This window comes from Faecalibacterium sp. HTF-F (assembly GCF_023347535.1).
Classification (GTDB): Bacteria; Bacillota; Clostridia; order Oscillospirales; family Ruminococcaceae; genus Faecalibacterium; species Faecalibacterium wellingii.
The window spans coordinates 40,047-54,449 of record NZ_CP094473.1 but is presented as its reverse complement, the minus strand read 5'-3'; the positions used below and the strand labels follow the sequence as shown (position 1 = coordinate 54,449).

Genomic DNA, 14,403 nt, shown 5'->3' with positions numbered 1-14,403 from the left:
ATACGTTCCGTCCGGAACAAGATGTATTTTATCACTCAGCCATGGTTTTGTCAACACCTTTTTGCAATTATTTTTATTCTTTTTGACCGTACTCGTTTTTTACGCGTGTGCACGGCGTTTTTCACAGGCTTCCTTTTGCGTCCATCGCCGCGCTTTCTGCCCGCCGCCTGCACAGCAGGGCTCCGTTTCGGCATTTTTGCGCTGTTCCTCTTATATGGGCATCCTGCGGCAGACGCTTTGCGCCCGCAGGGTCTGCGCACTTTTTCCGGCAAAAAGCCGTTCAAAGCGCAAAACCAGCATTTTTTATGATTTTTCTTGTATCGCTTTTGTCATTCTTGTGTTATAATAACCTTACTATATGTTTTAATCTGTGTCCATGCAGGGGTACAGGAGCTTTGCGGCGGGCGTCGATCGGGCGCCGGGCCGCCGGGTTTTCTCTGCAGCGAGACACCACGGAGGGTAGATCCTATGAAACTGGTAAGCGTGGAAACTCCTGAAAAGAGTGTCTGCAAAATGACCTTCAGCGCCAGCCCGGAAGAGCTGGAAGCTGCATCCAATGCCGTTTATGAGCGCACCCGCGCCTCTTATACGATCCGGGGCTTCAAAAAGGGCGAAGCTGACCGTGCACAGATCGAAGCCGATCGCGGCGAACACACCTTCTGGTACGACGCCATCAACGATCTGATGGACAAGGACGTGCCCGCACTGTACGATGCTGCGATGGCAGAGCACGGCTTTGTGGCTGTTGCCGATCCCGTATACGATCTGGTGAGCGTGAAAAAGGACGAGGGCTTTGTGGCCACTGCCACGGTTGCTCTGCAGCCTGAACTGAATCTGACCAAGACCACCGGTTTTGTGTCTGAGTGCGTTACCCCTGAGGTGTCCGACAAGGAGATCGACAATGTGCTGGAGCGTCACCGCGCAGCTGCCGCAGAGCTGGTGCCTCACAAGGGCCCTGCCGTGAAGGGCAACATCGTACATATCGATTACGAGGGCCTGCTGGAGGGCAAGCCTTTCCAGGGCGGCACCGCACAGAATCAGGCCGTTCAGCTGGGCAGCGGCCGCATGATCCCCGGCTTTGAGGAGGGCATTCTGGGCCACAAGGCAGGCGAGGAGTTCGAGATTTTTGTCACCTTCCCCAACCGCTACCACGCAAAGGATCTGGCCGGCAAGCCGGTGGTATTCAAGGTCAAGCTGATCGACGTCTGCGTGCGCCAGATCCCTGCCCTGAACAGCGATTTTGCCAAGAAGGTGGCCAATCTGGACACCATGGACCAGCTGCGTGCGCAGATCCGCCAGCAGCTGCACGACGGCAAGCATGCCGCCGCGCTGAACCGCGCCAAGGATCAGATCCTGACCCAGCTGGCCGATGCTTCCGAGGGCGAACTGCCCAGCGTGCTGGTGGAGACCACTTACCAGCAGCAGATGGAGCAGATCCAGCAGCAGCTGCAGATGCAGCGCCTGAGTCTGGACCGCTACCTGAGCCAGATCCACGAGACCCGCGAGAGCTTTACCGCCAAGGTCCGTTCTTCTGCCGAAAAGACCTCCCGCGTGCACATGGCTCTGCTGCAGATCGCACAGCAGGAGAACCTGCTGCCCACCGAGGAAGAGATCGAAAAGACGCTGGCCGACCGTGCAGAGCGCTCCAAAAAGACGCTGGACGAGGTCAAGGCCAACTCCAACATCCCTGCCATGCGCCGCAACGAGGGCATCCGCAAGGCTGCTGACTGGGTGATCGAGCACTCCACCATCGAGGACAAGGCAGAGAACCAGTAAGCGCTGACGATCTGGAATGCGCGCCGCTTCGCTCTGCGCATATTCAGTGGAAAAATCATTTATAATAGAGCAATGCCGGGCGGTCTGCGGACCGCCCGGCATTGCGTTTTCACGGGAAAGGTCGTGGAGGGAAACAGCATTTGCTGGTCAGGACGAACTCCTTCCGTCAAACCCTACGGGTTTGCCACCTCCCTCAATGAGGGAGGCTCTGGCGAAACCGAAAGTTTTACACCTGAGCCGGAAGCTTTTCCAACGCGAAAGGCTCCCTCTTTGAGGGGGCTGTCGCCGTAGGCGACTGGAGGAGTTTTTCAGGTCAGCAGGTTAAAGCCCATGATGACCACACCCAGCACCACCAGCACGACGCCGGTGGCGCGGTTCAGGGTCTTAGGCTCAGCCTTATTGGCAAACACGGCCGCAATGCGTGCCCACAGCAGAGTGAACACCACGCACAGGATCCACACCAGCCAGTCGGGCGTGCCGCCGATCATGAAGTGGGAGACCGCACCGGTCAGGGCGGTGAAGGTCATGATGAACACGCTGGTGCCCACGGCGGTCTTCAGCTCGTAGCCCAGCACGCTGGTGAGGATGAGCAGCATCATCATGCCGCCGCCCGCGCCGATAAAGCCGCAGATGAAACCGATGAGCATTCCGCACACCACCGACTGGACCGCACGCTTTTTTGCGCTGACGCCCTGCATGGCTTCCTTGGTGGTCATTACCGGGCGCACAATAAACTTGACGCCCAGCAGGAAGGTCATGAACACCGAGAAGCCGCCCATGGTGGCAGAGGGCACTCTGCTGGCCACCCAGCTGCCCACCACCGTGAACACCAGCACGCTGGCCATCATGATCAGGCCGTTTTTGAGATCCAGATTCTTGTTTTTGTGGTAGGTATAGGCCGAAACGGCGCTGGCCAGCACATCCGATGACAGGGCAATGCCCACCGCCATATAGGGGTCCATATGCAGGAAGGTGATGAGCATGGGGCTGATGACCGCCGCCGCGCTCATACCGGCAAAGCCGGTGCCAAGGCCGGCCCCCATGCCGGCAAAAAAGGTGACAAGCACCGTAAACAACACGCTCATTTTATCCGTTCTCCTTCAGGATCTCGTCCAGATTTTTCCCGATCAGCTCCATGGTCCGGAAAAAGACCTCCTGATCGGCTGGATCCACATGGTCCAGCAGGCGCTTGAAAAAGGCGTTCTGCACGGCACGGCCCCGGCGGATGATCGGGTCTGCCTTGCCGGTGCAGAGCAGCTTTGTTTTGCGGCGGTCGCTGGCCACGGCATAGCGTTCCAGATAGCCCTCCTGCACCAGCTTGTCCACATTCATGGAGACGAGGTTCGCCTTGATATGCCGCACCTCCACGATGTCCCGGGCCGTTTTATAGTCCGGGTTGTTGGCGAGGAACAGCAGGATATCCAGCGCCGTCTGCGACAGGCCAAGCTCCTGACACAGCGGTTTGCAGACAGCATTGTACGCCTGCGCGGTCTTGATGGAAAATTCGATGTTCGGGTTCACAGCAGGTCTGTCCTTTCATCTTTGAATGATTCATTTTTGAAGCATTATAGTGCAGATGCGGGGAGATGTCAAGTTTTTTGTACAAACAATAGCGCCCCGGCAGGAGAAATCTCCGCCGGGGCGCTGCTATCCATTATCTTATTTTCTGGTGTTTTTAAAATTCCAAATCCAAGGACAACGCATATGTTCCGGTCACCTGTGTATAATCAGCCGGAATTCTTGTTATGGACGGCTTGGTGTTCTGATGGAGTTCCTTAAACGAAAGAACCGTATCCTGCTTTCCATCATGCTTCTGTACGATATATTTCAGGTCATCCCCTTCAAAGCAGTGGTACATCACTCTTCCGTTCCACCAGCCATCTCCCGTTTCCGTAGCAATGTAAATTTTTTCGGCATAATACTCCACCGCACCTACGGTACAAGTCGTGATTTCAATCCCCTTCACATCGCCGTTGTCTGCCGGAACGATAAAATAGCCGTCACAATTTCTGAAATTCTGTGCAGCCGATTTCATTTTCTCCTCAGTGGTATCAAAGTAATCGGTATACCGTTCATACTGTTGATTTTTATCGTTCAGTTCGTAAACCGTATCGCCTTCCACTACTACATTCCAGCCGGTCTTTGCATCCTTCTGGCTGCCGTTGCTATCCACGACTTTCCCTTGGAAGTACTTGCGGAAGCGCACATTTTCACCACTCTTGGCAATCAGCAGTTTGCCGGACCAGTCTGCCGTGACCGTACCCTCCATGTAAACATTCGTTGCCGTAATGCCGTGTTTGGCGTAATACTTTGCGGTGCGGGTATCCTTATAACTGATTTTACCGGGCTTGGTATTGCCGGGATCCTCCGAGCCCGTGCCGCTGTCGCCCCCGTTTCCGCTGTCGCCGGAACCAGTATTGCCGTTATCCGGCGTATTGTTTCCTCCACTGCCGCCCGTACCACCATTGCCGCCAGACGGCGTGTCGCCGCAGCCGGTCAGGGCAGCTGCCGACACCACAAGGGCCGCCGTGCCAGCCACTTTCAAAAATTCACGACGGGGCATTTTCTTACGCATATTCAGCACTCCTCACTTTTTTGGACGATTGTGAAACGTATCGTTTCAGCATAAAATTACACCTATATGTAATAGCTTGTCAAGCAGAAAACATAGAATCTGCTTAATTTTTCCCATTTTACTAGTGAGCGTGGCTATCCTTTAGTCACTTTGTAACGGGGAGGGCACCGCCATGTTTGGAAAGCTTCTGCGCGAATCCGTTGCCTTTCCTGAATATCAGAAGCAGCACAAACAATAAATGCCTGTACAGATGCTTTTTTCTGTACAGGCACTTTTGTTTTTTATATGTCTCAGAACACCGCCACGGCGACCAGACGCACCAGCAAAGCGCACAGCCATGCCACGGCGCACTGGTTCACCACCATGATGACCGCCCACTTGTTGCCCAGCTCCCGCTTGACCGAGGCCACCGCCGCGATGCAGGGGGTGTACAGCAGGCAGAACACCAGCAGGGGAGCCGCCTGCGCCGGGGTGAGGGCCGCCGACAGGGCAGCTTCGGAACCAAAGAGGATGAGCAGCGAGGACACCACGCTCTCCTTTGCCATAAAGCCGGTGATGAGGGCGGTGGAGATGCGCCAGTCCGCAAAGCCCAAAGGCCCGAACAGCGGGGCGATGTCGCCCGCAATGCGGGCAAGGATGCTGGCCTGCGGGTCGGCGGTCAGCCGCAGCTGCAGGTCAAAGTTCTGCAAAAACCAGATGACGATGGTGGCCGCAAAGATGACCGTGAAGGCCTTCTGCAAAAAGTCCCGGGCCTTTTCCCACAGCAGCTGTGCCACGTTTTTCAGGCCGGGCAGGCGGTAGTTGGGCAGCTCCATGACAAAGGGCACCGCCTCACCCTTGAACACCGTGCTCTTGAGCAGCAGTGCCGCCAGCACGCCCACCGCGATGCCGGTAAAGTACAGCAGCACCATCACAAGGCCCGCATACTGCGGGAAGAAGGCCGCCGCAAACAGGCTGTAGATGGGCAGCTTTGCCGAGCAGCTCATGAACGGGGTGAGCAGGATGGTCATTTTGCGGTCCCGCTCCGAGGGCAGGGTGCGGCTTGCCATGACGCCGGGCACCGTGCAGCCAAAGCCGATGAGCATGGGCACGATGCTGCGGCCCGAAAGGCCGATGCGGCGCAGCAGCTTATCCATCACAAAGGCCACGCGGGCCATGTAACCGGTATCCTCCAGCATGGAGAGGAAGAAGAACAGCACCACGATGATGGGCAGAAAGCTCAGCACGCTGCCCACGCCGGTAAAGACGCCGTCGATGAGCAGGGAGTGCACCGCCGCGTTGACGTTCCAGTTGGTAAGCGCCGTGTCCACGATGCCGGTCAGGGCGTTGATGCCCGTTTCCATCAGGTTCTGGAAGAACAGGCCGATGACGTTGAAGGTGAGGAAGAACACCAGACCCATGATGGCGATAAAGGCCGGGATGGCGGTGTACTTGCCGGTGAGGAATTTGTCGATGCGGTTGGAGCGCAGCTGCTCTTTGCTTTCGTGGGGCTTGACCACCGTCTTGGCCACCAGCTCCTGAATAAAGGAGAACCGCATATCCGCAATGGCGGCGGCGCGGTCCAGCCCGCGCTCCTGCTCCATCTGCACGATGATATGCTCGATCATCTCTTTTTCGTTCTGATCCAGCTTCAGGGCTTCCTCAATGCGCTGGTCGCCCTCCACCAGCTTGGTGGCGGCAAACCGCACCGGAATGCCCGCAGCCTTAGCGTGGTCCTCGATCAGGTGGATGATGCCGTGGATGCAGCGGTGCACCGCGCCGCCGTGGTCGTCCTCACTGCAGAAATCCATGCGGCCGGGCCGCTCCTGATACTTTGCCACATGAAGGGCGTGGTCTACCAGCTCATCCACGCCCTCATTCTTGGCGGCGGAGATGGGGATGACCGGGATGCCCAGCATGGCCTCCATCTTGTTGATGCGCACCGTGCCGCCGTTGCCGCGCACCTCGTCCATCATGTTCAGCGCCAGCACCATGGGGGTGTCCAGCTCCATGAGCTGCATCGTCAGGTAGAGGTTGCGCTCGATGTTGGTGGCATCCACGATGTTGATGATGCCGGTGGGCTTTTCGCCGATGATGAACTGTCGGGTGACGATCTCCTCGCTGGAATAGGGGGACATGGAGTAGATGCCCGGCAGGTCGGTGACTTCGGTCTCCGGGTGGTCCTTGATGGCACCGCTCTTGCGGTCCACCGTCACGCCCGGGAAGTTGCCCACATGCTGGTTGGAGCCGGTGAGCTGGTTGAACAGGGTGGTCTTGCCGCAGTTCTGGTTGCCCGCCAGCGCAAAGGTGAGGGTCTTGCCCTCGGGCAGGGGATTCTCCCCCTTTTTGATGTGGTATTTGCCGCCCTCGCCAAGGCCGGGGTGATCCACCATTTTGTCATCTGCCGGAGCCGCCGATATTGCCGGGGCTTTTTCGGTGGGGGTGATGCCGATCTGCGCGGCATCGTCCAGCCGGAGGGTCAGCTCGTAGCCATGGATGCGCAGCTCCATGGGGTCGCCCATGGGTGCCAGCTTGACCAGCGTGACCTCCGCCCCCGGGATCAGGCCCATATCCAGAAAATGCTGGCGCAGTGCGCCGCTGCCGCCGACGGTATCCACAACAGCGCTTTTTCCGATCTGCAATTCTTTTAATGTCATAAGATCGACCTTCTCATTTTATCCACTGTCAAAGTGTGTTAGTTCGTGTTAACAATAGTAATATAGGCTAACTTTGCGCGGTTGTCAATAGAGAATATGGGGGAGATGCTCGGCAGTCAGCATCCTTGCCCTCTCAGCCTCGCCTTGCTCGGCAGCTCTCCCAAAGGGAGAGGTGTCACCGCAGGTGACGGAGAGAGCGAGGCCGCTAACGTTACAGTGATAACAAAAAAGCCGTGCACCCTCTTTTTCAGAGAATGCACGGCTTTGGAGGTTTATGCGTTTACTTCACGGTGTGGTAGCCATCGGGGTTGTTCTTCTGCCAGTTCCAGCTGTCAGCGCACATCTCCTCGATGCCGTACTGAGCCACCCAGCCCAGCTCACGCTTGGCCTTGGAGGGGTCCGCATAGCACTCGGCAATGTCGCCGGGACGGCGCGGGTCGATCACATAGGGGATCTCCTTGCCGCAGGCCTTGGAGAAGGCGTGGATCACGTCCAGCACGCTGTAGCCCTTGCCGGTGCCCAGATTGCAGATGAACAGGCCGCAGTTCGTTTCCAGCTTCCGGATGGCGCAGACATGGCCGCGGGCCAGATCCACCACGTGGATGTAATCGCGCACGCCGGTGCCGTCCGGGGTGGGGTAGTCGTTGCCAAAGACATGCACCTTTTCCAGCTTGCCCACAGCCACCTTGGCGATGTAGGGCATCAGGTTGTTGGGGATGCCGTTGGGGTCCTCGCCGATGAGGCCGGACTTATGGGCACCAATGGGGTTGAAGTAGCGCAGCAGGGCCACGTTCAGGCTGGGGTCAGCCTTGCAGACGTCGGTCAGGATGCGCTCGGTGAAGGCTTTGGTGGTGCCGTAGGGGTTGGTGGTGGCACCCACGGGGAAGTCCTCGGTGATGGGCACGCTGGCGGGGTCGCCGTAAACGGTGGCGGAGGAGCTGAACACGAAGTTGTGACAGTTGTGCTTCCGCATCACGTCCAGAATGACCAGCGTGCAGTTGAGGTTGTTATAGTAGTATTCGATGGGCTTGGACACGCTCTCGCCCACAGCCTTGTAGGCTGCAAACTGGATCACAGCAGTAATGTCCGGGCATTCAGAGAAGATCTTCTCCACATCCTCGTGCCGGGTCATATCTGCCTTGTAAAAGCGGAAGTCCTTGCCGGTGATCTGCTTGACGCGGTCCAGCACCACCGGGGAAGCGTTGTAATAGTTATCTGCCACGACCACGTCGTAGCCGGCGTTCAGAAGCTCGATGCAGGTGTGGCTGCCGATATAACCGGCGCCGCCGGAAACCAAAATTGCCATAGTCCAGTACCTCTCTCACTCATTCACATTACAGTTGACGCCGGGGTTTCCGGCTCTGCCTAAAGAATACCTCTTTTGCCGGGCAGAATCAAGGGATGTGTTTTCTATTTGGATGCATTTTTGTTGCTTATTTGTTTTAGAGTTTTTGATTCAAAAGCGTTTTTTGGCATTTTGTCATGGATAAAAGGCACGGTTTGTGCAAAACATAGAAATGGCGCGGCATCCTCGCCCTCTCAGGCATCGCTACGCGATGCCAGCTCCCCCAAAGTGGGAGCCTTTGGCAGTCCACGCAAAGTTCCCGGTTTTGCCAAGGGCTCTCCCTTTGGGAGAGCTGGCGCGTCAGCGCCTGAGAGGGCGAGCCCGCTATAAGCAATTCCATTTACGCAAAAAACGCCTGCCGGAGCAGACGTTTTTGTGTGGTGCATCATTTTTAAAGTTTCCCGCACTGCTTGCCGGTGAAGAACCGCAGGGTGGTGGTGGCACGGAACACCTTGCCCGCCCGCAGCACAGTGGTGGGGAACTCCGGGTGCGAGGGGCTGCAGGGATAGTGCTGGGTCTCCAATGCAAAGCCGCCGTACTTCTGCATGGGCACGCCGCCCTTGCCGGGGGTGGGACATTCCTGCAGGAAGTTGCCGGTGTACAGCTGGATGCCCGGCTGGGTGGTGTACAGCTTCATGCTGATGCCGGTCTTTTCGCTGGTGGCCCATGCACAGATGCTCTGGCTGGAACCCCGGGCGCGGTCGATGACAAAGCAGTGGTCGTAGCCTCCGCCCACCATAGTGGTCTGGGCAAAGCCGGTGTCGATGTCCCGGCCGATGAGCTTGCCCTCGGTAAAGTCCATGGGCGTATCCGCCACCGGCAGGATGGCACCGGTGGGGCAGGTCTGGTTGTTGCCCTCCAGATAGTTGGAGGCATAGATGCGCAGCTTCTGGCCCAGAACATCCCCCTCACCGTTCAGGTTGAAGTAGCTGTGGTTGGTCAGGTTCACGATGGTGTCCGCATCGGAGGACACCCGATAATCCATGCGGAAGGTATTGTCCTCCGTAAGGGTGTAGCGCACCGCCAGCTTCAGGTTTCCCGGGAAACCGTCCTCACCGTCCGGGCTCTCGGCCTCCATCAGCAGGGTGTCGCCAAAGGCCTTCACCTGGTACAGCTTGCGGGAGAAGCAGCCATGCAGATGGTTGGGGCCGTTGTTTGCTTCCAGCTGGTAAGTCTTGCCGCCCACGCTGAACACCGCGTTCTCGATGCGGTTGGCATAGCGGCCTACGAATGCACCGCAGCAGGTGCTGCCGGAGGACGTGAAGTCATCCTCATAATCTGCCATGGTGTCATGGCCCAGAACGACATCCACAGGGCCGTTTTTGGCCGGAACGATGATGTTTTTAATGATGCATCCGTAATCCAGGACGCTCACGGTCAGGCCGCCGGGGTTGGAAAGGATGTACTCTGTAACATTTGCGCCCTGTCTGGTCACACCGAAGGGCTTAGAGCGGATCTGTGCCATTGGGCATTCGCCTCCTCAGATTTTACTTGGAGATACAGTCAGACAGACTTCCACTGTATTCTAGCTTATTTATGATTATATCACAGTTTTACATCTTTGTGGGGAACGAATTTTAGAATTTGAATCCAATTTTTCCAGCTATTTTTTGTTGAAATTATTCAGTTGACGGGGTATACAGCCAGAAAGATGTGCTTCCCTCGCAGAGCGTTTTCGCGTGGATTGAGTGTTACGCCGATTTACGGTCGCTTGCGCGACGAAACGTAAGGGCAACAGCATATTTTCATGCTGACGCGAATGCTCCCGCAGGGAGCCAGCGTCAGCAAATGCCGTTTGCCGTTACGGCCTTTCCCGTGAAAACGCAATGCCGGGCGGTCCGCAGACCGCCCGGCATTGTTCTATTATAAATAATTCTTCCGCCTGTCGTCAGGCTTCCGGCTGTGCGGTGCCCGCAGACTTCTGCGCCGCAATGAACTCTGCCGCATCGTCCGGGATATCGTCCAGATCATCGTCGCTGCCGACATCCACATTGAGCGGCGGCTTCTTGAACATCACGTCATACAGCACCGGCACGATATACAGGGTCATCAGGGTGGCATAGCTCAGGCCGCAGATGATGACGATGGCCATGCCGCTCATGAGCTGGCTTGCCATATCGCCGCTGAACACCAGCTGCAGCATGGCCAGCACGGTGGTCAGGGTGGTCATGAGGATGGGGCGCATACGGGTCCTGCCGGTGGCCACCAGCGCGGCGCGGCGCTCCATGCCACCCAGACGCAGCTGGTTTGCATAGTCCACGAACACGATGCCGTTGTTGACAACGGTGCCCATCAGCACGATGAAGCCCATCAGGGAGATCATGGTCAGCTGCTGACCGGTGATCAGCAGGCCCAGCAGGCCGCCGGTAAAGGCCAGCGGCACCGTGAACAGCACGATGAAGGGGGACAGCAGGCTCTGGAACTGTGCCACCATGACAAGGTACACAAAGGGCAGGGCCAGCGCCATCCACTGCACCATTTCGTTCACCATATAATCGGTGCTCTCGGTCTCGCCGCCCAGCGAGATGCTGCAGCCCTCCGGCATTTCGCCGCTGGCTGCGTACTCGTCCAGCTTCTTCTGCAGCACGCGGGACTGCACCATGGTGTTGTAGCCCTTCAGCGTATCTGCCGTCACGGTGACATACTCGGTCTGGTTCTCGCTGGTGATGGCATCCGGCGCAGTGCCGGTGGACCAGCTGGCGATGTCGTTCAGGGTGCAGGTGCCCTTGGTCACAGTGCCGTCTGCCGACATTTCGGTGGTCTCAAAGGTGAGCTCCATCATATTTTCCTTGGTGACGGGGTCCAGATTGTTGGTGATCTGCACATCCATGGTGGTGCCGTTCACCGTGACGGGGGTCTGGGCGGTAGCGGTGGTGGTCAGCTTGGCTGCGATCTGCTGATACACCTGCGCCACGGTCAGGCCGTAGGCACGCACCTTGTCGCGGTCCACCTTCAAGATGATGGTGGCATCGCCGCTGCCAAGGCCGTTGTCCGCGTTGGCAAAGCCCTCGGTGTCGTTCACCATCTCCACCACCTTTTCGGAGACGGCGGTCAGGGTCTCGGCATCCGCGCCATAGACCTTGACCGACAGGCCGGTCGCCAGCTGGCTGGTCAGATCGTCGGTCATGCCGTACAGCTTGACCTCGGCGGTGCAGTTCTCGATCTGGGACACTGCATCCTCCATGGCCTGCCGGGTCTTTTCCACCTCACGGGAGGAAAGGCTCTCGCTCATCATGACATTGATCTTGTATCTGCCGTAGGCATTGGCGGCATTCAGGATATCGGTGATAGCGGTGGGCAGGCCCAGCTGGCTGATGTCCAGACCCGCCATGCTGGTGTCGGTGGTGATGCCCACCTCTTCCACGTTTTCCACATTCAGGGCCGCCTCTGCCACCTGACCCGCAATGGCATAGGATTCCTCCTTGGTCAGGCCGTCGGCGGTGGACAGGGTGATCTGCGCCTCGTTGCTGGTGATGCTGGGCAGCAGCTCCACGCCCATGTTCAGCACCTGCCAGCCGCTGAACACCAGCAGCACCACCGCCGCGATCAGGGGCAGGGCACGATGCTGCAGGCACCATTCCAGACTATGGGCGTACTTTTCCTGCACCTTTTCAAACCAGACAAGGCGCTTGGGCTCGGCCTTTTTCAGCACGGTGGAGGCTGCCGCCGGGACCACCGTGAGCGCCACGATGAGGGAAGCCATCAGGCAGTAGCCGATGCACAGGGACATGGGCATCATCAGGCTGCGCACGAGGCTGGCCGAGAACACCACCGGCAGGAACACGCATACCGAGGTGAGGGTGGAGGCCACGACCGACATGCCCACCTGCCTTGTGCCCTGCACGGCAGCGCGGGCCGCAGACACGCCGCGGCTGCGCAGGCGGTAGATGTTTTCAATGACGACCACCGAGTTGTCCACCAGCATACCAATGCCAAGGGACAGGCCGGCCAGAGTCATCACGTTCAGGTCCAGACCCGTAAAGTACATGAGCACCACCGCAAACAGCACGGACAGCGGGATGCTGATGCCGACCACAAGGGTGGGCTTGACGTCCTTGAGGAAGATGGCCAGCACGATGATGGCCAGCGCGGCACCCACCACCATGCTGGTGAGGATGCTCTGGATGACGATGGTGATGTAGTTGCCCTGATTGGACAGCACCACCATGTGCAGGCCGTCGTACCGGCTCTCCATCTGTTCAAAGGCGGTCAGGCAGTTGTTGGAGACCTCGCCCGCACTGGAGGTCGCATTCTTATAAATTTTGAGGATGGATGCCTTTTCGCCGTTCAGGCGGGTGTAGCTGTCCGCAGAGTTGTCGATGACCTCCACATCCGCCACATCGGAAAGGCGCACGTCTCCGTAGCCCTCCACATGCAGCAGCAGAGCACCGCTGATGTCCTCCACGCTGTCGTACTCTTCGCCCACCTTCAGCAGCCAGGACTCGCCGTCCTTGTCCGGCACATAACCGGCCGGCATGGAGAAGTTCTGCGCGTAGATGAGCTGGGCCAGTGTATCGATATCCAGCTGCTTTGCCACATCGGCCTGTGCCAGCGCATTGGTCTTGGCCGTCTCGTACTCTTCCTTGGCGGCCTCCAGCTGCTTTTCGTACTCGTTCAGCATTTCACGCGCTTCGGTGAACTGCATATAGGCATTGAGCTGCTGCTGGGAGAAGCTGCCCAGCGCGCCGGAGAACTCGCTCATCAGCTGCGGCACATTGTCCATGGCCTTGATGGTGCTTTCCAGCGCGTTGTAGACCACATTCAGGCTTTCCTGCAGCTGCATCTCATTGGCAAGATCTTCCGCCGTGCTGCCCTCGGTGCCGGTCTCGGTGTTCATGCGCTCCTGCAGCTTCTGCAGTGCGCCAGTGAGCTTATCCGTGATGGTGCGCAGCTCTGCCACGATATCGATGAGGGAATCGATGTCCCGCATACCGGTCTCGTTGAACTTGTCCAGCACCTTCTGCAGGCCGTCGCGCACCTCGATAAGGGCCTGCTGGATCTCGGGCTCCTTGACCACGGCGATCAGGTCGTTGACGCTTTCCAGCAAAGCCTGCGCCTGAGCGCGCACCGTTTCCACTGCGGCACCCACCTCGGTGCTCATCTGGCTCATGACCGAGTTGGACACCGTATTGCCAAAGTTTTTCAGCTGCTTTTCGTACTCTTTACGGCCTGCGGTGATCTGCGCCTCAGCAGCTTCCAGCTGCTCACGGGCTGCCGCCAGCTGGGTGTCGATGAGTTCCAGCAGCTTTGCGTTGATATCGTTGATCTTATCTTGATTCAGCTGCACCTGAACCATCTTATCCACCAGACCGCTGGAGGAAACGCTGGAAACACCGCCCCTGCGCTGGAGCTCCGGCACCAGCGTTTTCTGGATGAACTCCGAAAGCTCGTACTGGTCCGCGCCTTCGCGGCTGACGGCCACCGTCATAAAGGCGTTCATGTTCAGGCTGTATTCAATGACAGAGGGGGTCAGGCAGGTGCTCGGCAGGTCGCTTTTGGCCTGATCCAGCTTGTTGGACACCTTGACCATCGCGCTGTTCATGTCGGTATCGTCCACAAATTTCATCAGCAGCAGGCTGTAGTTTTCTGCCGATGTTGCGGTGATATCGGACACGCCCGGCACGGTGAGCGCATTTTCCAGAACATCGGAGACCTCACTCTCCACACGCTCCGGACTTGCGCCGGGATACACGGTGACCACCATCAGATACGGCGTACTGACGTTGGGCAAAAGGTTCGTATCCATCTTTGTGACTGCCACAAAGCCCAGGATCAGAACCATAACGACTGCCACCAGCACCGTAAATGGTTTTTTAACACTGAATTTTTCCATTTTTCCCTACCATTTCTCTGCCGTGCCGCAAAGCAGGGCAGCCGCTTTCTTTCCAGAAAGGCCACACTTCAACATTTTTATTATACACACAAGCCCCCGCCTTGCAAGGGCAGGGGAGGATTCTTTTGTGATTCTTTAGATTCTTTCGCAGGATTTTAACAATTACCCTTCCGTTTTTCCATTTTCCGGCAGCGGATGCAACCAAATTCGGTCTGTCTCCCCCGATTGATACGCCTCA

General features: G+C 57.6%; 9 protein-coding genes. 2 read left to right on the top strand and 7 right to left on the bottom strand.

Annotated features, from left to right (window positions below; genetic code table 11):
- Positions 1-21: 21 nt before the first annotated feature.
- Both MTP37_RS00230 and tig read left to right on the top strand, forming a co-directional pair.
- Positions 22-309, top strand: coding sequence for a hypothetical protein (locus MTP37_RS00230; RefSeq protein ID WP_249237677.1), 288 nt, complete (start codon positions 22-24; stop codon positions 307-309).
- A gap of 159 nt (positions 310-468) precedes the next feature.
- A complete protein-coding gene (tig, locus tag MTP37_RS00225; protein WP_249237676.1) occupies positions 469-1,776 on the top strand; it encodes a trigger factor in 1,308 nt (435 codons plus the stop codon).
- A gap of 308 nt (positions 1,777-2,084) precedes the next feature.
- Here tig and MTP37_RS00220 read toward each other — a convergent pair whose 3' ends face one another.
- The 7 genes from MTP37_RS00220 to MTP37_RS00190 form a co-directional block, all read right to left on the bottom strand.
- Positions 2,085-2,861, bottom strand: coding sequence for a sulfite exporter TauE/SafE family protein (locus tag MTP37_RS00220; RefSeq protein ID WP_249237675.1), 777 nt, complete (start codon positions 2,859-2,861; stop codon positions 2,085-2,087).
- Between the two features lies 1 nt (position 2,862).
- Positions 2,863-3,297: a MarR family winged helix-turn-helix transcriptional regulator gene (locus tag MTP37_RS00215; RefSeq protein WP_249237674.1), complete on the bottom strand. Its 435-nt coding sequence runs from the start codon at positions 3,295-3,297 to the stop codon at positions 2,863-2,865.
- A gap of 154 nt (positions 3,298-3,451) precedes the next feature.
- Positions 3,452-4,351: a hypothetical protein gene (locus MTP37_RS00210; protein WP_249237673.1), complete on the bottom strand. Its 900-nt coding sequence runs from the start codon at positions 4,349-4,351 to the stop codon at positions 3,452-3,454.
- A 290-nt stretch (positions 4,352-4,641) separates the two neighbouring features.
- Complete coding sequence (gene feoB, locus MTP37_RS00205; protein WP_249237672.1) at positions 4,642-6,987, bottom strand: ferrous iron transport protein B; 2,346 nt, start codon at positions 6,985-6,987, stop codon at positions 4,642-4,644.
- A gap of 280 nt (positions 6,988-7,267) precedes the next feature.
- A complete protein-coding gene (gene galE, locus MTP37_RS00200; protein ID WP_249237671.1) occupies positions 7,268-8,293 on the bottom strand; it encodes a UDP-glucose 4-epimerase GalE in 1,026 nt (341 codons plus the stop codon).
- A gap of 430 nt (positions 8,294-8,723) precedes the next feature.
- A complete protein-coding gene (locus tag MTP37_RS00195) occupies positions 8,724-9,797 on the bottom strand; it encodes an aldose epimerase family protein (protein WP_249237670.1) in 1,074 nt (357 codons plus the stop codon).
- Positions 9,798-10,220: 423 nt separating this feature from the next.
- Positions 10,221-14,165, bottom strand: a complete 3,945-nt coding sequence (locus MTP37_RS00190; protein ID WP_249237669.1) for an efflux RND transporter permease subunit — start codon at positions 14,163-14,165, stop codon at positions 10,221-10,223.
- Between the last annotated feature and the right edge of the window lie 238 nt (positions 14,166-14,403).

What these genes read in the sequence shown, in the direction of transcription:
- MTP37_RS00230 (WP_249237677.1), top strand. Translation starts at nt 22, where the DNA reads ATGTATTTTATCACTCAGCCATGGTTTTGTCAACACCTTTTTGCAATT.
- tig (WP_249237676.1), top strand. Translation starts at nt 469, where the DNA reads ATGAAACTGGTAAGCGTGGAAACTCCTGAAAAGAGTGTCTGCAAAATG.
- MTP37_RS00220 (WP_249237675.1), bottom strand. Translation starts at nt 2,861, where the DNA reads ATGAGCGTGTTGTTTACGGTGCTTGTCACCTTTTTTGCCGGCATGGGG.
- MTP37_RS00210 (WP_249237673.1), bottom strand. Translation starts at nt 4,351, where the DNA reads ATGCGTAAGAAAATGCCCCGTCGTGAATTTTTGAAAGTGGCTGGCACG.
- feoB (WP_249237672.1), bottom strand. Translation starts at nt 6,987, where the DNA reads ATGACATTAAAAGAATTGCAGATCGGAAAAAGCGCTGTTGTGGATACC.
- galE (WP_249237671.1), bottom strand. Translation starts at nt 8,293, where the DNA reads ATGGCAATTTTGGTTTCCGGCGGCGCCGGTTATATCGGCAGCCACACC.
- MTP37_RS00195 (WP_249237670.1), bottom strand. Translation starts at nt 9,797, where the DNA reads ATGGCACAGATCCGCTCTAAGCCCTTCGGTGTGACCAGACAGGGCGCA.
- MTP37_RS00190 (WP_249237669.1), bottom strand. Translation starts at nt 14,165, where the DNA reads ATGGAAAAATTCAGTGTTAAAAAACCATTTACGGTGCTGGTGGCAGTC.